We start from the raw sequence: 24,439 nt of genomic DNA, 5'->3' as shown, positions 1-24,439 counted from the left end.
TTATGATAAGGAAGATGCCTGCAGATAATACATTTGCAGGTGTCTCCCTTGTTTTTGTGTGATAAGCGAACCTTTATTTAAAGGATTTATAGTGATTTGGAGGATAGTATGGCAGGCAGAAATATTGACGAGAAGCTTAGATGCTCATTCTGTAATAAGACACAGGATCAGGTTAAAAAGCTGATCGCAGGACATAATGGCGTTTACATTTGTGATGAATGTGTAGAAATATGCAGCGATATCCTTGATGAAGAGTTTGAAACAGAGGCAGATGCAAAAGAAGTGGTTGATGGAATGAATATCAACCTGCTTAAGCCAAAGCAGATAAAAGAATTTCTTGATGATTATGTTATAGGACAGGATGAAGCAAAGAAGGTTCTTGCGGTTGCTGTATATAATCATTATAAGAGGATAATGTCACAGTCTGATCTGGATGTAGAGTTACAGAAGAGTAATATTCTTATGCTTGGACCAACAGGTTCAGGAAAGACATTTCTTGCACAGAATCTTGCAAGGCTTCTTAATGTACCTTTTGCAATTGCAGATGCTACAACTCTTACGGAAGCCGGATATGTAGGTGAGGATGTTGAGAATATCCTTTTGAAGCTTATTCAGGCTGCGGATTATGATGTTGAAAAAGCACAATATGGTATTATATATATTGATGAGATAGATAAGATTACTAAGAAGTCAGAAAATGTTTCCATAACAAGAGATGTATCTGGCGAGGGCGTACAGCAGGCTCTTCTTAAGATATTAGAGGGAACAATAGCATCAGTTCCACCACAGGGAGGAAGAAAGCATCCACAGCAGGAGCTTATTCCAATTGATACAACTAATATTCTTTTCATATGTGGTGGTGCATTTGACGGACTCGAGAAGATTATTGAATCAAGAATGGATAAGAGTTCAATTGGTTTCAACTCTGAACTTAAGGAAAAGAGCAACGACGATGTTGGAGAGATGTTCCATAAGGCACTTCCACAGGATCTTATCAAATTCGGTCTTATTCCTGAGTTTGTAGGCCGAGTTCCGGTTGTTGTTTCATTAGATTCACTTGATGAGGAAGCACTTGTGAGAATTCTAAAAGAGCCTAAGAATGCTATTATAAAGCAGTATCAGGCACTTTTTGGACTTGATGAAGTAGCACTTGAGTTTACGGATGAAGCTGTTGAGGCAGTTGCCCATAAGAGTTTTGAGAGAAAGACAGGAGCAAGAGGCTTACGTTCAATCTTAGAATCTGTCATGAATGAAGTAATGTATGAGATTCCGTCAGATGAAACAATATCAAAATGTATAATAACTAAGGAAGCTGTAGAAGGAAGCGCAAAGCCTCTGTTAGAATACAGAACGGATGCTGTAAAAAAAGCACAGTAACGAAATTAATTCAGGCGGGCTGTTCATGATGGACGGTCCGTTTTTTAGATAGAGAGGAATATATGAGTAACAAATATGATAGACATTATCCAGCTATTCCATTAAGAAATGTCACTGTTTTTCCGGGGATGGTAATGCACTTTGATGTGAGCAGAAAGAAGTCTGTAAAAGCTGTAGAAGCAAGTATGGCAGCTGATGAACTTATATATCTTGTAACACAGAGAGATTCGCAGGTGAGCGAACCAGGGATAGCAGATTTATATACAGTAGGAACAATTGCTAAGATAAAACAGATAATAAAGATGCCAGGCAAAATTTTAAGGGTTCAGGTAGAAGGGCTTGAAAAGGCACTTGTAAATAGATTTGAAGAAGCGTCAGGAATGATGCTTGCTGATGTAAGTGTTATGCAAGGATTTGAGAAGCCTGATAAAATGGTGTCGAGAGCTATAATTGTAGGAATGAGAGAACTTTTGACACAGTATGCACATGTTAATCCGAAGTTTGCAAAGGATACAGTCAAGAGATGGCTTTCTTATAATGATGCAGAAAAACTGATGACGGAATTTGCTCAGGAATTTATGATGGATTTTGATAAAAGACAGCAGTTTCTGGAGGCAGAAGACTATGAGCAGATGTATACATTTGCTGCAACATTGCTTGTAAATGAGATAAATGCTTATACTATTAAAGAAGAACTTGGCAATATTGTAAGAGAAAGAGTAGATAAGAACCAGAAGGATTACATATTAAGAGAAGAACTTGCAGCGATTAATGAAGAACTTGATGGAGGAACCATAACAGAGGCTGAAGAATATGAGGCGGACGTTGAAAAGCTTGATTCACCGCAGTATGTAAAGGATAAGCTAAAAAGGGAGATTAAGAGACTGAAATCACTTGCTGGTAATAATGCTGAGGCTAATGTTGAGAGAACATATATAGAGACATGTCTTGAATTACCATGGAATGTGTCGACTGAAGATAACAAAGATATAGATAATGCTGCAAAAGTGCTTGATTCGGACCACTATGGAATGAAAGATATTAAGGAAAGAATTCTGGAATCACTTGCGGTAAGAAACATAACAGGTAGTGGAAAAGCACCTGTCATATGTCTTGCAGGACCTCCGGGAACAGGTAAGACATCTATAGCAAGATCAGTTGCAAAGGCACTTGGCAAGGAGTATGTAAGAATCTGTCTGGGTGGTGTAAGAGATGAGGCTGAGATAAGAGGACACAGGAAAACATATATTGGAGCTATGCCTGGAAGAATTATTGAGGGACTTAAGAGTGCCGGAGTTAATAATCCTCTTATGCTTCTTGATGAGATAGATAAGATAAGCAGTGATTATAAGGGCGATACATCAGCTGCACTTCTTGAAGTATTAGACAGCGAACAGAATGTTAATTTTGTCGACCACTATATAGAGATGCCGGTTGATTTGTCAAATGTGCTTTTTATTGCAACAGCTAATGATCTGTCTAATATAAGCCGTCCATTGCTTGACAGAATGGAAATTATTGAAGTTGGTTCATACACAGCTAATGAAAAGTTTCATATTGCTAAGGAACACCTTATTAAGAAACAGATTAAAGAGAATGGTCTGCTTGTATCTGATGTAAAGTTCACTGATAAAGTTATAAGAACAATTATTAATTCGTATACAAGAGAAGCTGGTGTGAGAGGTCTTGAAAGGCAGATTGCAAAGATTGTAAGAAAAGCGGTTAGAGAATTATACAAAGCCGGAGTGTTCACATCTGATGGAACAAGAGATAAGACTGTAAAGAAAACAGTTAATATATCTGATAAGAATATTACAGATTATCTTGGAAAAGTTAAATACAGACCGGACAAAAAGAATACAAAGGGTGAAGTTGGTATAGTAAGAGGGCTTGCATGGACACAGGCAGGTGGAGATACTCTTGAGATAGAGGTTATAACAATGCCGGGCAAAGGCGAGTTCAAGCTTACAGGTAACATGGGTGATGTAATGAAAGAATCAGCAAGCATAGCTGTTTCTTATATCAGATCAGTAACAGAAAAAGGCAGATATAAAGTGGATGCTGAATATTTCCAGAATCATGCATTCCATCTTCATATACCAGAGGGTGCAACTCCGAAAGACGGACCTTCTGCTGGCATTACAATGGCAACGGCAGTATTGTCTGCGGTTACTGGAATTCCTGTAAGAGCAGATGTTGCAATGACTGGAGAGCTTACATTAAGAGGTAAGGTTCTTCCGATAGGAGGTCTTAAAGAAAAGCTTCTTGCAAGTAAGACAGCGGGTATAACAAATGTTTTTGTACCTCGGGATAACAGGTCGGATGTTGAAGAACTTGACACAGAGATAACTGAAGGGATGAATATAATATATGTGAATAATGCTATTGAAGTATTTGCACAGGCATTAATGCGTTAAATGAAAGGAGCAGCGGATTATGGTTATAAAAAAAGTTAATCTGGATATAGTAGTCGGAGTTACAAGTACACTTCCTGAAACCCCATTTCCGGAGGTTGCATTTGCAGGTAAGTCAAATGTTGGTAAATCATCGCTCATTAATGCGTTAATGAACAGAAAATCATATGCAAGAACATCATCACAGCCGGGTAAGACACAGACTATTAATTTCTATAATATTAATGACAGCATGTATCTGGTTGACCTTCCAGGCTATGGATATGCCAATGTAAGTCCGGCTGTCAAAGCCAAATGGGGCAAGATGATTGAGAAATATTTAAGAAAAAGCAGCCAGTTAAAGCAGGTGTTCTTGCTGATTGATATCCGTCATGACCCATCTGATAATGACAGAATGATGTATGACTGGATTGTAAATAACGGTTACAGACCTGTAATTGTTGCAACAAAGCTGGATAAGATTAAGAGAAGCCAGATAAGCAAACAGGTGAAAGCTGTAAGAACAGGACTTGGATTAAGGCAGGAAGATATTCTTATTCCTTTTTCATCACAGACTAAGCAGGGACTTAAAGAATTATGGCAGCTTATAGATTCATATGTACTGCCACAGGAAGAAAATGAGACTGATTCTGAAAGTGCTGCAATTATACAAGAATAATAAAAGCGTTCTGACTGGCTGATTACCAGCAGAACGCTTTTTTACATAAGTTTATGAATGATATAGTCATATAATTCCTGACTGTTTTCGCGCCATCTTGCGCATATTATTTCCGCCTGCTCTTCAATTGGGACATTAAGATTAAGCTCAATCAAAGTTGTATCTCCCTCTTTTACCTGACAGTGTGCAATGTAATTTCCATTAGGAAGCTTGTAACAGTCAGTTACAGTTCCAGCCTGATTCTTTAGTTCGTATTTATTATCAGCAAGATAAGTTTCAATATCATCTCTTATTGCAGTTGAGATTTTGGTATAGAAAAAAGCAATGGTTTCTTCGCCTTCTTTGGTTAAGGTATAATGGGTGCTGCTCTGATGAGTGGTACCTCTTATAAATCCATCTTCAACAAGTGAACTGATAGTTTTCTGGAATGTAAAATAATCAGTATATTGCTTGTCCAGCATAAAAGAAGACAGCTGAGTATTGGACAAAGGAAAATTAACTTTGTTCAGCATATATAAAATCATTAATTTGTATAATGTAGTAGAATCAGTGTTCATAAATCTTTTCCTTGATAAATCTTATTTTCTTTGAGGTAATGATGCAGAGTGTTAAGGACTCTTTTTTTATCAGTGGTCCATAACGGCGCTGCAAGAATGTTCTTAGGTCCGTCCCCTGTAAGTCTGTGTACTACCATATTTTCAGGCAATACAGGAAGAATTGCTCCAATTGCATAAAGATAATCTTCTATAGTCATGGCATTAAATAAACCATTGCAATAATCAGTATAAAGATCTGTATCTTTTAAAATGTGTAATAAAGATATCTTGATTCCTGATGCACCGCTTTGAGCAATATATTTTGCGGTAGCAGTGTAATCACTGATGGTTTCACCTGGAAGCCCGATAATCATATGGACGATAGGTGCAATTCTGATTGATAGTAAATTATTAACTGCATTATCATATGCTGACAAATTGTATCCTCTGCGGATATAATTGGCAGTTGAATTGTTAGTGGTCTGTAGTCCCAATTCAATCCATACTGGTTTTATATGATTAAGCTCGTCGAGAAGACTGAGTACATCATCATCAAGACAATCCGGACGGGTTGCGATGGAGAGAATTCTTATGTCATCTCTTTCTATTACCGGCATGAACAAATCTCTTAAATAACTTACATCAGCATAAGTGTTAGTAAAGGATTGAAAATACGCAATATATTCAGTGCCAGAGTATTTATTAGATACTATTTCCTTTGCTTTGTCAATATCACTGACAGCAAAATCTCCGGAACCATGACTGCTGCAGAATATGCATCCTCTTGTATCGAGTTTTCCATCTCTGTTGGGACATGTCATGTTTCCGGAAAGACTTAATTTGTATAATTTCTTACCATAAGTGTCTTTAAGATATTCACTTACAGAATAATAATATGGAAGCATAATTACTTCTCTATATGGTCGATTACAGCTTTACTTACGACATCAGCAACTCTTGGGTCAAATGCTTCTGGAAGGATGTTAACATCACTTACTTCGTCATCTGGAACAAGATTAGCAATTGCAAGCGCAGCAGCAAGCTTCATGTCTTCAGTTATCTGTCTGGCACGTCCTTCGAGAGCACCCTTGAAAATGCCAGGGAAAGCGATTACATTATTAACCTGATTAGGAAAATCAGAACGGCCTGTACCAACAACTCTGGCACCGGCTGCCTTGGCAACATCTGGCATAATCTCTGGAACAGGGTTGGCCATTGCAAATATAATAGCATCTTTATTCATAGTCTTAACCATGTCTGCTGTAACGATGTTAGGAGCAGAAACTCCGACAAATATATCTGCACCACGGAGTGCATCAGCTAAAGAACCAGTCTTGTTCTCAAGGTTAGTTACTTCCATCATTGACTGCTGCATCCAGTTAAGACCTTCTGAAGCCTTAGAAAGGATACCAGACTTATCACACATTGTTACATGCTTAAAACCATATGTAAGAAGAAGCTTTGTGATAGCAACTCCGGCAGAACCGGCACCGTTGACTACTACCTGGCAATCTTCTTTAGTCTTGCCTGTAACTTTAAGTCCATTAATAATACCTGCTAATACAACGATAGCTGTACCATGCTGGTCATCATGGAATACAGGTATGTCCAGAAGCTCTTTAAGTCTTGTCTCGATTTCAAAACATCTTGGAGCTGATATATCTTCAAGATTGATACCGCCAAATGCAGGTGCAATATTAACTACAGTTTTGATGATTTCTTCTGTGTCCTGTGTATCAAGGCAGACAGGCACAGCATTAACGTTACCAAATTCTTTGAAAAGAACAGCTTTTCCTTCCATAACAGGCATAGCGGCATGAGCACCGATATTACCGAGTCCAAGTACAGCACTTCCGTCAGATACAACAGCGATAGTGTTAGACTTGATAGTGTACTTATAAGCTGCTTCTTTGTCCTTGGCAATAACCTTGCAAGGTTCTGCTACACCAGGAGTATAAGCAAGAGCAAGATCTTCTCTTGTCTGAATCTTCATTTTAGGAGTTGTTTCAAATTTACCATTCCACTCTTCATGGAGCTGTAAGGCTTTCTCTGCATTAGTCATGATATCTAATCTTCCTTTCAATAATTAGTGCTTTTAACAGCATTATATATAATAACATATTGCTCTGACTAAAAAAAGCATTTTTAGTCTTTTCTTTTAGAATAATATGTTGTATAATTAATACATCTTTGATGCGTTTTCTGCATCATTTTCCCTATTGATTTTTAGATGAATACAGAGGTGGATTATATGAAGGCAAAGTTAGAAACATTGTCAGTTAGTGTATTGCGTGAATTTGCAAAGGATAAGAATATTAAGAATATCTCGACAATGAGAAAGAGTGAACTTATAGAGGCAATTATCGCAGCGGCAGAAGGCGAGGAAAAGAACGAGCCGGCTGAAGTTGCAAGTGTTGTTGCAGAAGATGAAGCTGACGGACAGAACAATCATAAGACATCAGAATATTCACATCAGAAGTCTGAACAGTATGTTAAAGAAGAACATAAAGATAATTATCATGCACAGTCACATAAGGGGTCGGAGCAGTCAAAGCAGGAACAGGATATGCCTATGGCAGATGGTATTCTTGAAGTTTTGTCAGAAGGATATGGATTTATAAGATGTGAGAATTTTCTTCCCGGAGAGAATGATGTATATGTTTCTCCGTCACAGATAAGAAAGTTTAATTTAAAGACAGGTGATATTATTCAGGGACCTAAGAGAATGAAAACATCGGGTGAAAAGTTTTCGGCACTTATGTATCTGGAAAGCGTTAATGGTAAGGATCCTTCTGTTGCACAGAAAAGACCGGCATTTGAAAGCCTTACGCCAATTTTCCCTAATGAAAGAATTCATCTTGAAAAGAATTCAAGTACAGTGGCAATGAGAATGGTTGACCTTATATCTCCTATAGGAAAAGGACAGCGAGGCATGATTGTTTCGCAGCCTAAGTCGGGTAAGACAACACTTCTTAAGCAGATTGCCAATGCAGTAACTAAGAATAACCCAGAGATGCATCTTATGATTCTTCTTATTGACGAACGACCAGAGGAAGTAACAGATATCAAAGAGTCAATAGTTGGAGATAATGTAGAAGTTATATATTCAACATTTGACGAGTTGCCAGAAAGACATAAGAGAGTATCAGAGATGGTTATTGAAAGAGCTAAGAGACTTGTTGAGCAGAAGACAGATGTTATAATACTTCTTGATAGTATTACAAGACTTGCAAGGGCATATAACCTTACAGTTCAGGCAAGTGGACGAACTCTTTCCGGAGGTCTTGATCCGGCAGCACTCCACATGCCTAAGAGATTCTTTGGTGCGGCAAGAAATATGCGTGAGGGTGGAAGTCTTACAATTTTGGCAACAGCACTTGTTGAGACTGGAAGCAAGATGGATGATGTTGTATTCGAGGAGTTTAAGGGTACGGGTAATATGGAACTTGTCCTTGATAGAAAATTGTCAGAAAAGAGAGTATTTCCAGCTATTGATATAGCAAAGTCAAGTACAAGACGCGAAGATTTACTGCTTAACAAAGAAGAACAGGAAGCTGTTGATATTATGAGAAAGGCACTTAACGGTTTAAAGACGGATGAGGCAGCAGAGAGAATTCTTGACCTTTTTGTTAAAACCAAGAATAATGAAGAACTTGTAAGAACAGTAATTAAGAATCATTATATTTAAAGTATACTTTCTTTCTGTAGCATTTTTATAACTTTTTGAAAAAGTGCTTGCATATAATGTAACATCGTGATACAATATGAAAGCTGTTTATGACAGATAAAGAGGTCATTGTGTCTAATGCGCATAGGTCCCATCGGGACAGAAAGGGAACCTAAGGCGGAATTCGCAATTGTAATACTTAATAATTTGTAAAGAGGTGAAATCATGAGAGAAGGAATCCATCCAGATTACTATCAGGCAAAGGTTGTTTGTAACTGCGGTAACGAATTTGTAACAGGTTCAACTAAGGAAGAAATCCACGTAGAAATCTGTTCAAAGTGCCATCCATTCTACACAGGACAGCAGAAGGCATCATCAACTCGTGGAAGAATTGATAAGTTCAACAAGAAGTATGGTGTATCAAACAATTAATTTTGAATTAAGGTTGAGGTTTTTCGGGACCTCAACTTTTTTTGAATGTATACAAAACATTTTAGAAAGGTATGGTTATGTGATATGAAGCCATCAGGAATTGGGGGACAGGCTGTAATTGAAGGAATCATGATGCGCAATAAGGATAAATATTCTATTGCTGTCAGAAAACCTGATAATGAAATTGAGGTTGTCGTTAGAGAGAGCAGGCTTATAACAGAAAAGCATCCATGGCTTAATCTTCCGATAATAAGAGGAATTGTTAATTTTATTGATTCGCTGGTTACGGGAATTTCAACAATTAATTATTCTGCATCATTTTATGATGATCCTGCAGAGCAGGAGAAAACCAAGCTTGATGAAGCAGGCAAGAATCTCCTTAAAGATAAATTTGAGTCAGTGCTTATGGCTGTGACAGTTATTCTTTCTATATTTTTTGCAATAGGCTTGTTTATGGTGCTTCCGTATCTTGCAACTAAGCTGGTATCGAAATACATAGTTTCCAAGACACTGCTTAATTTTATTGAAGGAATTGTAAGACTGCTTATATTTGTTATATATATTTCTCTTATATCAATGATGAAGGATATAAAGAGAACTTTTATGTATCATGGTGCAGAGCACAAATGTATCAACTGTATAGAGAATGGTGCAAGACTTACACCTGAGAATGTCAGGAACAGTTCAAGATATCATAAAAGATGTGGAACAAGCTTTTTATTTTTTGTTATGTTTATAAGTATTATCTTTTTTATATTTATAAGGGTTGATAATACAGCATTACAGATTGTTATCAGAATCCTTCTTATTCCGGTCATTGCCGGAGTATCGTATGAGGTCATAAGATGGGCTGGAAAGAATGATAACGCATTTGTAAGAGCATTAAGCAAGCCGGGAATGTGGTTCCAGAAGCTTACTACAAGAGAACCTGATACGGATATGATAGAAGTTGCTATCAGGGCTGTTGAGGAAGTATTTGACTGGAAGGAATTCCTTGCACAGTATTATGCAGAAGCAGAGAATCCTGTTGAAGAACTTGTTGCTTCTGAGGCAGAACTGGCTATATCAGGAAGTCTTATTCATGGTAATGAACAGACAAGAACAATTGATGTAGAGGAACAGGAAGAAGAGAAACCTGTTAGTGAGATGACTGCTGAGGAAAGATATATCCAGGCTGGAAAAGAGTTTGGAATGGATGATACTGACAGAGAGACTTTCTCTTCTGTATATGAAGTAAGTGATGAGTCAGAAAGTACTATCTATGATAATTCATTTGATGATAGTGATTCAGAAGAAGATTCATATGGATATGGTGAAGATGGACATGATGCTCCATCAGCTATAGAGGGATTTGAATTCATGGATACAGCTTCTTATGTTATAGATAACCAGTCTGAAGCTGAAGAAGGAGAAGAATTATCTGAAGAAGAAGTTGTTGCAGGATTTGAGTTTGAAGCTGGACAGGAACCGGAAGAGCAATATCCGGAAGATGTTCCTATGTTTAAACAGAAAAGGCTGGAAGATAAGTAGATATGATGACAATTAGACAGGCCGTAAACTGGGGAACACAGATGCTGAAAGATAAAGGAATTGACAATGCAGAGCATGACAGTTTTGAATTGTTATCCGCTATTAATGGCATGACAAGAACCTTTTATCTTATCAATGGTGACAGTTTATTGTCGGAAGAAAATTTTCTCATGTTTGAGGAATATATAGAACAGAGAGCTTCTCATATACCACTTCAGCATATCCTTGGAAAAACATGGTTTTATGGTTATGAATATATGGTTAACAGTGATGTCCTTATTCCAAGACAGGATACAGAGATTTTAGTTGGTGAAGTGATTAAGGTGACAAGAAGTGGAGATTATATTCTTGATATGTGTACCGGCTCAGGATGCATAGGAATTACACTTGCCAAGAAGTTTCCTGAATGCAGAGTGCTTGGAGTTGATGTCTCAGAAAAGGCACTAAATGTTGCACAGAGTAATAAACATAATCTTGAGGCTGAAAATATTGATTTTATGAGAAGTGATTTATTCGAAGAATTAAATCATGATATAACATTTAATACAATAGTTTCTAATCCTCCATATATACCAACTAAGGTTATTGAAGGACTTCAGGAGGAAGTCAGATTACATGATCCTATACTTGCACTTGATGGAATGGAAGATGGACTTATGTTTTATAGAAAAATAACTGCACAGGCGGGAGACTTCCTTGAAACTGATGGATATCTCTGTTATGAAATAGGAGCAGAGCAGGCGGCAGATGTTTCTGATATAATGAAAAAGGCTGGCTTTAAGGATATAACTGTCGTGAAAGATCTTGCTGGTTTTGACCGTGTTGTTATGGGAAGAAAGTAATTGTATATAATTGATGTAGAAAGGAAAAGTGACAGAGTATGTTTGATAGACTTGAAGATACAGTCAACAGATATGAAGATATAACTGCTGAACTTGGTAATCCTGATGTGGTTAATGATCAGGAAAAGTTCAAAAAGCTTATGAAAGAACAGAGTAGTCTTGCACCACTTATAGAAACTTATACTGAGTATAAGAACTGTAAGAAGAATATTGAGGACAGTCTTGCTATTCTTGATGAAGAGACAGATGAAGAACTTAAAGAGATGGCGAAGGAAGAGCTTAATGAATCTAAGGCAAGAGTAGAAGAATTAGAGCATGAATTAAAGATTCTTCTTTTACCTAAAGACCCTAATGATGATAAGGATATTGTTGTTGAAATCAGAGCGGGTGCAGGTGGAGAAGAGGCGGCACTTTTTGCAGCAGAGCTTTTCAGAATGTATGTACACTATGCACAGGCAAGAGGCTGGAAGGTTGAAGTATTAAGTGGCGATGAAACCGGTATTGGTGGAATGAAGGAAGTAGAATTCATGGTTAAGGGACAGGGAGCTTACTCTATCATGAAATATGAGTCTGGTGTACACAGAGTACAGAGAATCCCGGTAACTGAATCTAACGGACGAATACAGACTTCTACTGCTTCTGTAGCTGTTATGCCAGAGGCAGAAGAGGTTGATATCCACATTGATGAGAAGGACATCCGTATTGATGTTATGCGAGCGTCAGGTAATGGTGGACAGTGTGTCAATACAACTGATTCTGCTGTACGACTTACTCATTATCCAACAGGAATAGTTATTTATTCACAGACAGAGAAGTCACAGATACAGAATAAGGAGAAAGCATTTGCACTTTTAAGAGCCAAGTTATATGACATTGAGACTCAGAAAGCACATGACGCAGAGGCAGATGCAAGAAGAAGCCAGATTGGTACAGGTGACAGAGCTGAGAAGATAAGAACTTATAATTTCCCACAGGGAAGAGTAACAGACCACAGAATTGGTCTTACATTATATAAGCTTGACAAGATTATGGATGGAGACATCCAGGATATTATTGATGCATGTATCGCTGCCGACCAGGCTGCCAAGCTTGCTAAGATGGGCGAGGATTAATTGGTATTATGAAAAAGGATAGGAATTCTAATCCGGTTGCGCTGGTACCTATACTTGTTTTTCTTGTGTTGTATCTTGGAACTGGAATTATATTTGAATATGTCATGAAGATTCCAATGGGATTCTATAATGTACCAATTATTGTTGCATTTATGGCTGCAATACTAGTAGCGTGCATGCAGAATTCACAGCTTAAGTTTGATGAAAAGCTTGATGTAATGGCAAAAGGGTTGGCTGACAGGAACATTGTTACAATGCTTCTGATATTCATTACAGCCGGAATATTTGTCGGAGTTGTAGGAAGAAGCAGTGCAGAGAGTGTAGCTTATTTTATGTTAAGCATTATTCCTGCAAAGTTTGCAGTAGCGGTACTTTTTATTGTTGCCTGCTTTGTATCTACTGCAATGGGTACATCTGTTGGAACAATAACACTTATTACACCAATAGCGGTTGCGGTATCAGAAGCATCAGGATTTAGTATGGCATTATGTGTTGCATCTGTCATGGGTGGTGCAATGTTTGGAGACAATCTTTCTTTTATATCAGATACTACTATTGCAGCTTGTAATGGTCAGGGCTGTGCCATGAAAGACAAGTTCAGGGAGAATTTCTGGATAGCACTTCCGGCAGCAATTGTGACCCTTGTTATAATTCTTGTGCTTTCTTTTAGTACAGATATTCATGGTGAGATTGCACATTCATATAATCTTTTTCAGATTATTCCATATGTGCTTGTACTTGCGGGTGGAATTATTGGTGTAAATGTTTTTGTTGTACTTATAACAGGTATTATTTCGGGAATAGTTATTATGCTTGTTATGGGAGAGGTTACATTGGAGACTCTGCTTCTTAATATGGGAAGTGGTGCGTCAGGAATGTTTGAGACATGTATGGTTGCAGTTCTTGTATCTGTAATGTGTTCACTTATTAAAGAATATGGTGGATTTGATGCTTTACTTAATGGAATAAGAAGATTATTTAAAGGGAAAAAAGGCGGACAGCTTGGAATGGGACTTTTAGTTGGAACAATGGATATTGCTACAGCTAATAATACAGTTGCTATTGTAATGGCTAACCCTATTGCAAAAGAGATGGCTGATGATTATGATATTACTCCAAGAAAAGCGGCTTCGCTTCTTGATACATTTTCATGTATATTTCAAGGAATAATACCATATGGTGCTCAGATGCTGGTTGCCATATCAGCGGTTTCAGAGCTTGGATATAGCATTACAGCATTTCAGATTCTACCAAAGCTGTTTTATCCAATGTTTTTGTTTGTAAGTTCACTTATATGGATATATGTTATTCCTGAAGGAAAAAGTAAAACTAAAGCATAATAATGTACTGCCAAGAATATATAAGAAAGCTGAGTGTGAGGGGAAGTGTTAGTATGTCAGCCCGCGAACAGGTATTGATGAAAATAATCGCGAATCTTAGAAGACTCGGAATAGATATTTCTAATTCAAAATTCAAGGATAAAGATATAGAGAATGAAGTTGTTATGACCGTATATATAAAGGATGTAAGGGAATATATGGCGTGTTATGACTTCATAAGACTAGAACAGACACTTAATAATACACAGTGGTCTGCAGCGTTTACTTCAATTACAAGACTGGAACAGAATGCTAAAGAACTTGGAATTAACAGCTTTCTTAAACCATTCGAAGGAATAAGGGCGGCAGTGATTCAGAAAAATATTCGTTCGGCCTTGCAAAACCTTGCAGTTGTCAACAACAAGAAATCGCAGATATTAAAATGTTTAGGATAGCCCATATAGACTATCATTTTTACTTGAAATATTTATTAAAAAAGTGTAAAATACTTATAAAATCAATCAAGCGATTGGAGGCGTGAACAATGTTATTTCAACTTTATGGCAGCACAGCCATGACTCAGTTACTGGGTTGGGTGCTTGTGTTTGCAGGATTAGTAATTCTTAATGAGATAGGTCGTCGTACTAAGATTGGTGGTATCGTGTTATTCGTTATCATTCCGGCTGTACTCACAATCTATTTCATAACAATTCAGGCAGGTCTGTTTGGCGGTCACAGCAATCAGACATATGAGTATATGAACGGATGGTTCCATTATGCTAAGCTTTATGCAGCAGATATCGGAGTTGTCGGTTTCCTCATGATTAAGTATAAGTGGGGAATTGGAAAGAAAGAATGGTTTAAACCTTGGCCATTCGTAATTGTTGCTATTAATATTCTTATTGCGGTAGTATCTGATTTTGAATCAGCCATAAGAGCTTACCAGATTACTGGAGATTTTTCTGGTGCATGGTGGGCATCTAATGAAGGTGTATTCCTTTATGGTGGCTGGTGGAATATTGTTAATGGAATTGCAGGACTTATTAATATCTTCTGTATGACAGGCTGGTGGGGAATTTACTCATCTAAGAAAAAGGATGATATGCTCTGGCCGGATATGACAATATGGTTTATCGTTGCTTATGACATCTGGAATTTTGAGTATACATATTGTAATCTTCCAACACATACATGGTACTGTGGTGTAGCTCTTCTTCTTGCTCCTACATTTGCTAATGCATTATGGAATAAGGGTGGATGGATTCAGAACAGAGCCATGACACTTGCGACATGGTGCATGTTTGCACAGGTATTACCATTATTCCAGTTAAGCAATACATTCAGTGTATTGCCATCATTATATGGTGGAGCAACTAAGGCTGGTGTTAAGGCACTTGATCTTTATAACGCAGCAATTACATGTCACACTACAGGTGCAAGTGCAGGAGATGCAATTGCCAACTTTGGTATAACAGCTAACCCGACAGCACAGGGAGTTGTTGCAATGCTTGCAATAATAGCGAATGTGGTATGTATTTCGGTTATTATCAAGCGCTCTATTGAACAGAAGAAGTGTCCATATACTAAGGAAATCTGGGTTGGAACAAGAGACTACGAGCAGGCTATGTCAAGAGCAGAGTAATCTGTATATGTTAACTTAATATTAAATAATAATAAAGAACATCACAGACAGATTAAAGTGCAGAAAAATGCATGTCTTGAAGTGATGTTCTTTTTTGTGTATAATCAAAAGACAAAAGAACTACGGAACTTTGAAATGAGTGAAAAGGAGATGGAGCATATGAACAGTATTTATAAGAAGTTAAAGACAATTAAGTTTGAGATTATTATTGTTTCAATTGCATTGTTTGTTCTTGGCTTACTGCTGGTAATATTTCCAACAGCATCCCAGGAAATCATATGTAAAGGAATTGGAGTTGCCTTATGTGTCTGGGGAGTATTAAGACTTATCAATTATTTCAGGATTGCGGGAAGTGAGATTCTTGGATCATATGGTCTTGTACAGGGAGTTACGCTTCTTGCATTTGGTATGTTTTTCGTGATTAAACCAGGTTTTATTGCGGTTTTTTTAGGAACAGCACTTGCAATTATTATTATTGTTGATGGAATCCTTAAACTTCAGTATGCTGTGGATTTCTACCATCTTGAGTCAGACAAATGGTGGATTGAGCTTATAGGTGCAGTTGTAATGGTTGTTATTGGCATCATTGCATTATTGAATCCATTTTCAACATCATCAGCACTTATAGTATTTATTGGAATTGCTCTGATGATAGAGGGGTTATGGGATTTTATATCTCTTATGAGAATTGTATCTGTAACAAAGAAGGCTGGGAAGGCTATAAAGAACTTTAAGGATCAGGTTGATGCTGTAGATATGAAATAAATGTATCACAGATTAATATAATAAACTTAACATAATAAACAGGAATGAGGGCGTACAAAGTAATGAGCAGAAAGATTTATGCGGCTATATTAGGAGCAGGAACAGTTGGAACAGGTGTATACAAGTTATGTCAGAGTATGAAAGATGATGTGATTAGTAAGACGGGTGCAGAACTTGTAGTTAAGAAGGTTCTTGTAAGAAATCTTGATAAAGACCGTGATCCAATTGACAGAGAATTACTGACTGACAACTGGAAGGATATTATTGAAGATAAGGATATTGAGATTGTAATAGAGCTTATGGGTGGAACTACTCCTGCAAAGCAGTATATTCTTGAGGCACTTGAGGCTGGAAAGCAGGTTGTTACTGCCAATAAGGATCTTCTTGCTGAGCATGGTGAAGAGGTTATGGGAATGGCAGACAAAATGCATGCTGACCTTCAGTTTGAGGCGGCTGTTGCGGGAGCAATTCCAATAATCAGACCATTAAAGCAGAGCATGGCTGGCAACAATATCACAGAGATTATTGGTATTGTTAACGGAACAACTAATTATATCCTTACAAAGATGACTGAATCAGGAATGAATTATAAGGACGCTCTTGCAAAGGCTACAGAATTAGGATATGCAGAGGCAGACCCTACAGCAGATGTTGAAGGATATGATGCAGGAAGAAAGATGGCTATTATGTCATCAATCGCATTTAATTCAAGGGTAACATTTAATCAGGTATATACAGAGGGTATTACTAAGATTACAGCAGAAGATATTAAGTATGCTAAGGAATTCGGATATGTTATCAAGCTTCTTGGACTTGCCAGAAATACACCGGATGGAATAGAAGTTAAGGTTCATCCTATGCTTATTGACGAGAATCACCCTCTGGCTACAGTAAGAGATTCATTTAATGCAGTATTTGTTCATGGTGAGGCAAGTGATGATACTATGTTTATGGGCAGGGGCGCAGGTCAGATGCCAACAGCTTCTGCTGTTATGGGGGACATTATAGATGTATGCCGTAACATAGTTCATGGCTCATGCGGCAAGATTGGCTGCTCATGCTACAAAGAGCTTCCTGTTAAGGATATATCTGAAACCAAGAGCAAATTCTTCTTAAGAATAGAAGCATTAGACAAGCAGGGGGTTCTTGCTAACATTGCAAGTGTTCTTGGAAACAATGATGTAAGTATTGCGCAGGTGGTCCAGAAGAGCCGTAAGGACGGTGTTGCTGAACTTGTTATTATTACAGATGTTGTTGCAGAGAAGAATTTTAATGATGCAATGACAGTATTTAACGGACTTTCAGTGGTAAAAGAGATTGCCGGAGTAATCCGAGTTTATTAATCAGAATAGGGAAATATATATGGCTAAGAAATATTATGCTGTGCGTGTAGGTAAAGTTCCCGGAATATATCAGACATGGGACGAATGTAAGAAGAATGTACATGGTTTTCCAGCTGCCGAATATAAGAGCTTCATGTCTATGGAAGAGGCGAAGGCTTATATGGGAAGGGAAGCTGTACAGGAGATTAATGGAAAGACCGGAAGTAGCAATATGGAAGATGTAATGCCTGACAATGATTATGCATTTGTTGATGGTTCTTTTAATATTGTAACGGGAGTGTATGGATATGGCGGTTTTCTTATGCATGATGGTGTAAGATATGAATTGTCAGGTAATGGCAGTGATAAAGAGATGGCTTCAATGCGTAATGTCGCAGGAGAGATTCTTGGAAGCATGTCTGCTGTAAAAAAAGCAATAGAGCTTGGACTTAAAGATATTTCTATATTCTATGATTATGCAGGTATCAAGGCATGGGCTGTGGGAGAATGGAAACGAAACAAAAAAGGAACAATAGAATATTATAATTATATTACATCTGTCAGGGATTCAATTAATATCAGATTCGTGAAGGTCAGGGGACATTCAGGGGTTGAAGGAAATGAAGAGGCTGACAGGCTTGCAAAGAGAGCAGTAGGGTTGTGTTAGGTATGAAGATTTCCAAGTGATGTTTTACAGTACAACATGCTTTCATGGATTTATTCGCCTAGTGGGAGTAAAAGCTGCCATATACAGAATATATTACAGTGCTAAAAAACAACGCGCTTCGCTTGAACGCGTTTTTTAGCACTGATTTTTTGTATATAGCAGCTTTAACTCCCACACAGCTCATAAAAAATCAAGCATGCTATACTGTAAAATATCACTTGGAAATATAGACTGACACAACATGCTGGAGGGCTGAGCATTTTTTATAGTGATTCCTTGTTGACAAAGCCACGAAGAAGTTATAACATATAAACATACAAAGTAAGTATGAATTAAGATAACAGTATATTTAACAGATGTTTTGTGGGAGGATGTGGCAATGAAAAATATTTTGTTTTTTGGGGATTCTAATACTTATGGATATAAGCCTGATAAATCAGGAAGATATGATTATGATGTAAGATGGACAGGCAGAATAGCTAATCTTCTTGGAAATGAATATAATATTATTGAAGAGGGACTGTGCGGAAGAACAACTATATTTCCAGATGCTGTAAGAGATGCAAGAAAGGGCATTGATCTTATTGGAGTAGTTGTTGAATCACATAAGCCGGTAGATGTTATAGCTATAATGCTTGGTACGAATGACTGCAAGACTGAATTTCATGCTGATGCAAAGACAATTGCAAAAGGAATGGAGGCAGTTGCAAGAAAGGCTAACAAGACAGCAGGAGAACATGCAAAGATAGTTATAATTTCTCCGATTCATCTTGGAAAAGGTGTAGGTGAAGAAGGCTTTGATCCTGAATTTAATGAAAGTTCTGAAAATGTTTCAAGGCAGCTTGCATGGGAATATGAAAAGATAGCAAAGGAAAATGGATTTTATTATTTTGATGCCGCTGGTGCTGCTGAACCAAGTGAAGTTGACAGACAGCATTTAGATGAGAAAGGACATAAAATGTTTGCGGAAAAATATAGTGAATTCTTGTTGACAGAAGTTTTATAGGTGTTATAATGAAAATGAACATATGAATGAATGTTCATATGAAAGAGCTTTGATTATTTAATGTTTTTAAGGAGAGAATATTATGAAGAAGACTTATAAGATTGATGTTGATTGTGCAAACTGTGCTAATAAGATGGAAGATGCAGCTAAGAATACAGCAGGTGTTAAGGATGCCACAGTTAATTTTATGGCACTTAAGATGATTGTTGAATTTGAAGAAGGACAGGATCCTAAGGCTGTTATGCAGGATGTTCTTAAGAACTGCAAGAAAGTAGAAGATGATTGCGAGATATATCTGTAATAGAAAGCCGTGAGAGTTGTTCTGGCAGATTGGAGTAGAATATGAATAAAAAGCAGAAAAAGATGCTTACAAGAATCATTATCGCAGCAGTCCTTATGATTGCTTTTAAGGTGATAAGCACATTTGTTGATATTCCTACGATTGTTCTTTTTATAATGTACATGGTTCCTTATTTTGTTATTGGATATGATATTTTAAGGAAAGCAATTAAGGGAATTCTTAACAGACAGGTATTTGATGAGAATTTCCTTATGGCAGTTGCAACTGTAGGTGCAATTATAATTGCACTTGTAGATGATGGTGATTTTACAGAAGCAATTGCGGTTATGCTCTTTTATCAGATTGGTGAGCTGTTCCAGAATATTGCAGTTGGAAAGAGCCGTAAGAACATAAGTGAGCTTATGGACATCAGACCTGATTATGCCAATATTGAAGTTGATGGAAAGCTTGAGCAGGTAGATCCTGATGAAGTAGAGGTTGGTACAGTTATTGTTGTCCAGCCGGGAGAGAAAGTTCCTATTGATGGTATTATTGAAGAAGGTAATACAACTCTTAATACAAGTGCACTTACAGGTGAAAGCCTTCCAAGACAGGCAAAGGCTGGTGATGAAGTAATAAGCGGCTGCATTAATATGTCAGGTGTGCTTAAGATCCGCACAACTAAGGAATTTGGTGATTCCACAGTATCTAAGATACTTGATCTTGTAGAGAATGCAAGTTCCAAGAAATCTCGTTCAGAGAACTTTATCAGTAAATTTGCAAAGATATATACACCTGCAGTCTGTTACGGTGCGCTGGCACTTGCTATAATTCCACCACTTGTAAGCATGATATTCTTAGGAGTATCTCCTCAGTGGGGAATGTGGATATACAGAGCACTTACATTTTTAGTAATAAGTTGTCCTTGCGCACTTGTCATAAGTATTCCGCTCAGCTTCTTTGCAGGAATCGGTGGAGCAAGTAATCAGGGTGTTCTTGTAAAAGGTTCAAGTTATCTTGAAGCACTTGCAGAGACAGACATTGTTGTCTTTGATAAGACAGGAACTATGACACAGGGAGTATTTGAGGTCAGTGGTGTATATAATAACACTATTGACAAAGATGAACTTATAAAATATGCTGCATTTGCAGAAAGCTATTCAACACACCCTATAAGCAAGAGTTTACAGAAAGCTTATGGAAAAGAGATTGACAAGACATTAGTTACAGATGTTGAGGAAATCAGTGGTGAAGGTGTTAAGGCTAATGTATCAGGAAGAGAAGTGGCTGCAGGTAACAGAAAGCTTATGAGAAGACTCGGTCTTGAATATGCAGAGTGCAACGAGGCCGGAACTCAGGTTCATGTGGCAGTTGACGGGGCATATGCAGGACTTATACTAATATCAGATTTGTTAAAGCCTCATGCAAAGCAGGCTATAGAAGAACTTAAGAAAGCTGGAGTACGTAAGACAGTAATGCTTACCGGTGATGCAAAGAATGTAGCAGATGCTGTAGCTAAAGAATTAAATATAGATGCTGTGTACAGTGAATTGCTTCCGGCAGATAAGGTTTCTAAGGTTGAGGAGCTGTTAGAACATAAGAAATCAAAGAAAAAGCTTGCATTTGTAGGTGATGGTATTAATGATGCACCGGTACTTTCAAGAGCAGATATCGGAATAGCAATGGGCGCATTAGGAAGTGATGCCGCTATAGAAGCAGCTGACATAGTATTGATGGACGATGACCCGTTAAAGATATCCAAGGCAATTAAGATATCAAGAAAATGCTTACGTATTGTTTATGAAAATATTTATTTTGCAATAGGCATAAAGCTTATATGTCTGGTGCTTGGTGCAATAGGTATAGCAAACATGTGGGTAGCAATATTTGCAGATGTAGGTGTAATGGTTATTGCTGTAATCAATGCAATAAGAGCATTATTCGTAAAGAACTTATAAAGAAAGAGGTAATATAATGGCAGATTGTGAATGCTGTGAGTCAATAGAAATACATGAGGACTTATTAAAGATAGTTAATGAAACAATGCCAGATGAGAATGAATTATACGACCTTGCAGAATTGTTCAAGGTATTCGGTGATTCAACGAGAATTAGAATACTGTATGTATTATTTGAGGCAGAAGTGTGCGTATGTGATTTAGCACAGGCTCTCAATATGACACAGTCTGCAATATCTCATCAGTTAAGAATATTAAAGCAGAACAAGTTAGTAAAGAACAGAAGAGAAGGTAAATCAATATTCTATTCACTGGCAGACGATCATGTAAGAAGCATAATCGCACAGGGAAGAGAACATATTGAAGAAGATTTATAAGTTTTGATATGATTGAAAATTCATAATGAATAGGTAATGGATTAGGAAAAAGTCCCCGGAGAAATCAATTAAGAAATGATTCCCCCGGGGCTTTTTGCATTTAATCTAAATATTGCATCAGGAATGGCTTTTACATTAACTGTACAGAAAATTTTACAACTGTCTTGTCACATGTAAACATTCGTGGTATACTCTAGCACAATGTATGTAAAACGCAAGTCAAGCATATGTAAACCTTAACGATTGGAGAAGCAATATGTCAGTTACAAGTGATATTTTAAAGTTGAAAAAAGAGAAGAATGCAGTTATTCTTGCACATTATTATGTAGATGAAGATGTTCAGGAAGTTGCTGATTATGTCGGGGATTCATTCTATCTTAGCAAGGTAGCTACTAAGGTAGATCAGGATATTATAGTATTTGCGGGTGTTGAGTTCATGGGTGAGAGTGCTAAGATTCTTAATCCGGAAAAGAAGGTGCTTATGCCAGAGCCGGGGGCTGATTGTCCAATGGCACATATGGCAACTAAGGAAGAAATTTTTAAGATGCGTGAACAGTATGATGACCTTGCAGTTGTCTGTTACATCAATTCAACAGCAGAGCTAAAGACTTATTCAGACGTCTGTGTGACATCATCAAATGCAGTAAAGATAGTAAAGAACCTTCCTAATAAAAACATCTTCTTTATTCCTGATCAGAATCTTGGAAGATTCGTTGCAAAGCAGGTGCCAGAGAAAAATGTGATTCTTAATAAAGGCTTCTGTCCAAGACATGTCGCGATAACAGAGAATATGGTCGTTGAAATTAAGAAGAAATATCCACAGGCAAAGCTTGCAGCACACCCTGAATGTACAGAGGAAGTATTAAAATATGCTGATTACATAGGCAGTACATCAGGAATTATTGATTATGTTGTAGATACAGATTGTGAGGAATTCATAATTGCAACAGTTGATGGTGTATTTGGTGAGATAAGAAAAAAGGCACCTGGCAAGAAACTGTATACATTAAAGCCTGACCAGGTATGTGTCAACATGAAGATGGTAACCTTAGATAAGGTGCTTGATGTTCTTGAACAGGAAAATAATGAAGTGTTTGTAGATGAAGAAGTTGCAAAGAAAGCAATGAAGCCACTTACAAGAATGCTTGAGCTTGCAAAATAAGATTGTAGTATGCGCAGAAAGAATGGAGGTATCCTATGAATAATACAATTAAAACAGATGTGCTGATAGCCGGATGTGGCTGTTCTGGTCTGTATATGGCAATGAATCTGCCTGCTGATAAGAAGATTCTTATGATAACAAAGTCTGATTGTGAGAGCAGTGATTCATTTCTGGCACAGGGCGGTATGTGTATGCTAAAATGTGAAGAAGATTACGACAGTTATTTTGAAGATACAATGAAAGCCGGCCATTATGAAAATGATAAGAAATCTGTTGAAATAATGATCCGTTCATCAGCAGATGTAGTAAAAGATCTTGTCGATTGTGGAGCAAGATTTGCAAGAGAGGCTGACGGAAGTCTTGCATACACAAGAGAAGGAGCTCATTCATCTAACAGGATAATATTCCATGAAGATATTACAGGTAAAGAGATAACAAGTCATCTGTTAGAGAAGGTGAGAACTCTTCCCAATGTGACAATTATGGAATACACAAGACTGCTTGATATAATAAGCAGAGATAACAGATGCCTTGGTGCGGTTATAAGGACAGAAAATGGAGAGCTTATTAAGGTAGAAGCTTCAGATGTTGTACTTGCTACAGGTGGAATTGGTGGTTTATACAGACATTCAACGAATTTCAGACATCTTACAGGAGATGCAATTGCAATTGCTATAAAGCATGGAGTAGAATTAAAGGATATTAATTATGTCCAGATTCATCCAACAACATTTTATTCTGACAAAGAGGAAGACAGAAGCTTTCTTATATCTGAATCGGTAAGGGGTGAAGGCGCAAAGCTTTATGATAAGAATGGAAAAAGATTTGTTAATGAGTTGCTTCCAAGAGACCTGCTTACAGAAGAGATTAGAAAACAGATGGCAAAGGACAATACAGACTTTGTATGGGAAGATTTAAGGACAATACCTGAAGAAGAATTAAAAACGCATTTTCCTAATATAGTGCAGTATTGTATTGATAAGGGATATGACCCGTCAAAAGAGTGTATTCCGGTTGTTCCTGCACAGCACTATTTCATGGGAGGAATTAAGGTAGACCATGAGAGCAGAACAACAATGGATAACCTGTATGCAATAGGTGAGACAGCCTGCAACGGAGTTCATGGAAGAAACAGGCTTGCAAGCAACTCACTTCTTGAAAGTCTTGTGTTTGCAAAGAGGGCAGCACTTGATATTACTGAAAATGCAGTTGTAAAACCGACACAGGATGAGATTACATATTTTGATACATTTGATGCAGAAAAATATGCAGATGAGTCGAAAATTGACGGAGAATATGCAAAATTAGTCAATAAAAAGATTGAAGAGGCAGATAAAGCCTATGAAGAAAGCCAGAAGAAGAATTACGCATAAT

23 protein-coding genes are annotated in these 24,439 nt (G+C 37.4%); 20 read left to right on the top strand and 3 right to left on the bottom strand.

What is annotated here, in order from left to right; all coding sequences use genetic code 11:
- Nucleotides 1-108 precede the first annotated feature (108 nt).
- The 3 genes from clpX (at nt 109) to yihA (ending at nt 4,449) form a co-directional block, all read left to right on the top strand.
- Nucleotides 109-1,377 carry an ATP-dependent Clp protease ATP-binding subunit ClpX gene (gene clpX, locus EUBELI_RS07035; protein WP_012739681.1) on the top strand — a complete coding sequence of 423 codons (1,269 nt, stop codon included), beginning with the start codon at nt 109-111 and terminating at the stop codon, nt 1,375-1,377.
- Between the two features lie 62 nt (nt 1,378-1,439).
- Nucleotides 1,440-3,794, top strand: a complete 2,355-nt coding sequence (lon, locus tag EUBELI_RS07030; protein WP_012739680.1) for an endopeptidase La — start codon at nt 1,440-1,442, stop codon at nt 3,792-3,794.
- A gap of 19 nt (nt 3,795-3,813) precedes the next feature.
- Entirely contained in the window at nt 3,814-4,449 is a 636-nt protein-coding gene (gene yihA / locus EUBELI_RS07025; RefSeq protein WP_012739679.1) for a ribosome biogenesis GTP-binding protein YihA/YsxC, read from the top strand.
- A gap of 41 nt (nt 4,450-4,490) precedes the next feature.
- Here the strand turns inward: yihA and EUBELI_RS07020 are convergent, their stop codons facing one another.
- From EUBELI_RS07020 to EUBELI_RS07010, 3 genes are read right to left on the bottom strand one after another with little or no spacing between them, the layout of a single operon-like run.
- The gene (locus EUBELI_RS07020; RefSeq protein WP_278245947.1) at nt 4,491-4,973 is read right to left on the bottom strand and encodes a DUF4364 family protein; all 483 of its coding nucleotides are present in this window, start codon (nt 4,971-4,973) and stop codon (nt 4,491-4,493) included.
- Between the two features lie 29 nt (nt 4,974-5,002).
- Nucleotides 5,003-5,890 (bottom strand): TIGR01212 family radical SAM protein, encoded by an 888-nt coding sequence (locus EUBELI_RS07015; RefSeq protein WP_012739677.1) that lies wholly within the window; start codon nt 5,888-5,890, stop codon nt 5,003-5,005.
- A gap of 2 nt (nt 5,891-5,892) precedes the next feature.
- Nucleotides 5,893-7,047, bottom strand: coding sequence for an NAD(P)-dependent malic enzyme (locus tag EUBELI_RS07010; protein WP_012739676.1), 1,155 nt, complete (start codon nt 7,045-7,047; stop codon nt 5,893-5,895).
- A gap of 189 nt (nt 7,048-7,236) precedes the next feature.
- Here EUBELI_RS07010 and rho point away from each other — a divergent pair, with 189 nt between their 5' ends.
- From rho to EUBELI_RS06925, 17 genes are all read left to right on the top strand, one after another.
- Nucleotides 7,237-8,673 carry a transcription termination factor Rho gene (gene rho, locus EUBELI_RS07005; protein ID WP_041688175.1) on the top strand — a complete coding sequence of 479 codons (1,437 nt, stop codon included), beginning with the start codon at nt 7,237-7,239 and terminating at the stop codon, nt 8,671-8,673.
- 204 nt (nt 8,674-8,877) lie between these two features.
- The gene (gene rpmE, locus EUBELI_RS07000; protein ID WP_012739673.1) at nt 8,878-9,084 is read left to right on the top strand and encodes a 50S ribosomal protein L31; all 207 of its coding nucleotides are present in this window, start codon (nt 8,878-8,880) and stop codon (nt 9,082-9,084) included.
- Nucleotides 9,085-9,168: 84 nt separating this feature from the next.
- Nucleotides 9,169-10,614, top strand: coding sequence for a DUF1385 domain-containing protein (locus EUBELI_RS14885; protein ID WP_081458317.1), 1,446 nt, complete (start codon nt 9,169-9,171; stop codon nt 10,612-10,614).
- 2 nt (nt 10,615-10,616) lie between these two features.
- Nucleotides 10,617-11,456: a peptide chain release factor N(5)-glutamine methyltransferase gene (prmC, locus tag EUBELI_RS06990; protein WP_012739671.1), complete on the top strand. Its 840-nt coding sequence runs from the start codon at nt 10,617-10,619 to the stop codon at nt 11,454-11,456.
- Nucleotides 11,457-11,494: 38 nt separating this feature from the next.
- Entirely contained in the window at nt 11,495-12,568 is a 1,074-nt protein-coding gene (gene prfA / locus EUBELI_RS06985) for a peptide chain release factor 1 (RefSeq protein WP_012739670.1), read from the top strand.
- Between the two features lie 8 nt (nt 12,569-12,576).
- Nucleotides 12,577-13,908: a Na+/H+ antiporter NhaC family protein gene (locus EUBELI_RS06980; protein WP_012739669.1), complete on the top strand. Its 1,332-nt coding sequence runs from the start codon at nt 12,577-12,579 to the stop codon at nt 13,906-13,908.
- A gap of 53 nt (nt 13,909-13,961) precedes the next feature.
- The gene (locus tag EUBELI_RS06975) at nt 13,962-14,342 is read left to right on the top strand and encodes a hypothetical protein (protein ID WP_041688173.1); all 381 of its coding nucleotides are present in this window, start codon (nt 13,962-13,964) and stop codon (nt 14,340-14,342) included.
- A gap of 89 nt (nt 14,343-14,431) precedes the next feature.
- A complete protein-coding gene (locus EUBELI_RS06970; protein WP_012739667.1) occupies nt 14,432-15,529 on the top strand; it encodes a DUF5692 family protein in 1,098 nt (365 codons plus the stop codon).
- A gap of 159 nt (nt 15,530-15,688) precedes the next feature.
- A complete protein-coding gene (locus tag EUBELI_RS06965) occupies nt 15,689-16,294 on the top strand; it encodes an HdeD family acid-resistance protein (protein ID WP_022097764.1) in 606 nt (201 codons plus the stop codon).
- A 62-nt stretch (nt 16,295-16,356) separates the two neighbouring features.
- Nucleotides 16,357-17,637, top strand: coding sequence for a homoserine dehydrogenase (locus EUBELI_RS06960; protein WP_022097763.1), 1,281 nt, complete (start codon nt 16,357-16,359; stop codon nt 17,635-17,637).
- A 19-nt stretch (nt 17,638-17,656) separates the two neighbouring features.
- Nucleotides 17,657-18,283, top strand: coding sequence for a ribonuclease H1 domain-containing protein (locus EUBELI_RS06955; protein ID WP_012739664.1), 627 nt, complete (start codon nt 17,657-17,659; stop codon nt 18,281-18,283).
- Between the two features lie 379 nt (nt 18,284-18,662).
- Nucleotides 18,663-19,289, top strand: a complete 627-nt coding sequence (locus EUBELI_RS06950; protein WP_012739663.1) for a GDSL-type esterase/lipase family protein — start codon at nt 18,663-18,665, stop codon at nt 19,287-19,289.
- A gap of 82 nt (nt 19,290-19,371) precedes the next feature.
- Nucleotides 19,372-19,590 (top strand): cation transporter, encoded by a 219-nt coding sequence (locus EUBELI_RS06945; RefSeq protein ID WP_012739662.1) that lies wholly within the window; start codon nt 19,372-19,374, stop codon nt 19,588-19,590.
- Between the two features lie 41 nt (nt 19,591-19,631).
- Nucleotides 19,632-21,527, top strand: a complete 1,896-nt coding sequence (locus tag EUBELI_RS06940) for a heavy metal translocating P-type ATPase (protein ID WP_012739661.1) — start codon at nt 19,632-19,634, stop codon at nt 21,525-21,527.
- Nucleotides 21,528-21,543: 16 nt separating this feature from the next.
- The gene (locus tag EUBELI_RS06935) at nt 21,544-21,903 is read left to right on the top strand and encodes an ArsR/SmtB family transcription factor (RefSeq protein WP_012739660.1); all 360 of its coding nucleotides are present in this window, start codon (nt 21,544-21,546) and stop codon (nt 21,901-21,903) included.
- Nucleotides 21,904-22,159: 256 nt separating this feature from the next.
- A complete protein-coding gene (gene nadA / locus EUBELI_RS06930; RefSeq protein WP_012739659.1) occupies nt 22,160-23,065 on the top strand; it encodes a quinolinate synthase NadA in 906 nt (301 codons plus the stop codon).
- A gap of 35 nt (nt 23,066-23,100) precedes the next feature.
- A complete protein-coding gene (locus EUBELI_RS06925) occupies nt 23,101-24,438 on the top strand; it encodes an L-aspartate oxidase (RefSeq protein ID WP_012739658.1) in 1,338 nt (445 codons plus the stop codon).
- Nucleotide 24,439: the final 1 nt, after the last annotated feature.

This window comes from [Eubacterium] eligens ATCC 27750 (assembly GCF_000146185.1).
In the GTDB taxonomy this organism is placed as follows: Bacteria; Bacillota; Clostridia; order Lachnospirales; family Lachnospiraceae; genus Lachnospira; species Lachnospira eligens.
The sequence above is the reverse complement of the archived record's forward strand: the minus strand, read 5'-3'. Positions and strand labels throughout refer to the sequence as shown.

What these genes read in the sequence shown, in the direction of transcription:
- clpX (WP_012739681.1), top strand. Translation starts at nt 109, where the DNA reads ATGGCAGGCAGAAATATTGACGAGAAGCTTAGATGCTCATTCTGTAAT.
- lon (WP_012739680.1), top strand. Translation starts at nt 1,440, where the DNA reads ATGAGTAACAAATATGATAGACATTATCCAGCTATTCCATTAAGAAAT.
- yihA (WP_012739679.1), top strand. Translation starts at nt 3,814, where the DNA reads ATGGTTATAAAAAAAGTTAATCTGGATATAGTAGTCGGAGTTACAAGT.
- EUBELI_RS07020 (WP_278245947.1), bottom strand. Translation starts at nt 4,973, where the DNA reads ATGATTTTATATATGCTGAACAAAGTTAATTTTCCTTTGTCCAATACT.
- EUBELI_RS07015 (WP_012739677.1), bottom strand. Translation starts at nt 5,890, where the DNA reads ATGCTTCCATATTATTATTCTGTAAGTGAATATCTTAAAGACACTTAT.
- EUBELI_RS07010 (WP_012739676.1), bottom strand. Translation starts at nt 7,047, where the DNA reads ATGACTAATGCAGAGAAAGCCTTACAGCTCCATGAAGAGTGGAATGGT.
- rho (WP_041688175.1), top strand. Translation starts at nt 7,237, where the DNA reads ATGAAGGCAAAGTTAGAAACATTGTCAGTTAGTGTATTGCGTGAATTT.
- rpmE (WP_012739673.1), top strand. Translation starts at nt 8,878, where the DNA reads ATGAGAGAAGGAATCCATCCAGATTACTATCAGGCAAAGGTTGTTTGT.
- EUBELI_RS14885 (WP_081458317.1), top strand. Translation starts at nt 9,169, where the DNA reads ATGAAGCCATCAGGAATTGGGGGACAGGCTGTAATTGAAGGAATCATG.
- prmC (WP_012739671.1), top strand. Translation starts at nt 10,617, where the DNA reads ATGATGACAATTAGACAGGCCGTAAACTGGGGAACACAGATGCTGAAA.
- prfA (WP_012739670.1), top strand. Translation starts at nt 11,495, where the DNA reads ATGTTTGATAGACTTGAAGATACAGTCAACAGATATGAAGATATAACT.
- EUBELI_RS06980 (WP_012739669.1), top strand. Translation starts at nt 12,577, where the DNA reads ATGAAAAAGGATAGGAATTCTAATCCGGTTGCGCTGGTACCTATACTT.
- EUBELI_RS06975 (WP_041688173.1), top strand. Translation starts at nt 13,962, where the DNA reads ATGTCAGCCCGCGAACAGGTATTGATGAAAATAATCGCGAATCTTAGA.
- EUBELI_RS06970 (WP_012739667.1), top strand. Translation starts at nt 14,432, where the DNA reads ATGTTATTTCAACTTTATGGCAGCACAGCCATGACTCAGTTACTGGGT.
- EUBELI_RS06965 (WP_022097764.1), top strand. Translation starts at nt 15,689, where the DNA reads ATGAACAGTATTTATAAGAAGTTAAAGACAATTAAGTTTGAGATTATT.
- EUBELI_RS06960 (WP_022097763.1), top strand. Translation starts at nt 16,357, where the DNA reads ATGAGCAGAAAGATTTATGCGGCTATATTAGGAGCAGGAACAGTTGGA.
- EUBELI_RS06955 (WP_012739664.1), top strand. Translation starts at nt 17,657, where the DNA reads ATGGCTAAGAAATATTATGCTGTGCGTGTAGGTAAAGTTCCCGGAATA.
- EUBELI_RS06950 (WP_012739663.1), top strand. Translation starts at nt 18,663, where the DNA reads ATGAAAAATATTTTGTTTTTTGGGGATTCTAATACTTATGGATATAAG.
- EUBELI_RS06945 (WP_012739662.1), top strand. Translation starts at nt 19,372, where the DNA reads ATGAAGAAGACTTATAAGATTGATGTTGATTGTGCAAACTGTGCTAAT.
- EUBELI_RS06940 (WP_012739661.1), top strand. Translation starts at nt 19,632, where the DNA reads ATGAATAAAAAGCAGAAAAAGATGCTTACAAGAATCATTATCGCAGCA.
- EUBELI_RS06935 (WP_012739660.1), top strand. Translation starts at nt 21,544, where the DNA reads ATGGCAGATTGTGAATGCTGTGAGTCAATAGAAATACATGAGGACTTA.
- nadA (WP_012739659.1), top strand. Translation starts at nt 22,160, where the DNA reads ATGTCAGTTACAAGTGATATTTTAAAGTTGAAAAAAGAGAAGAATGCA.
- EUBELI_RS06925 (WP_012739658.1), top strand. Translation starts at nt 23,101, where the DNA reads ATGAATAATACAATTAAAACAGATGTGCTGATAGCCGGATGTGGCTGT.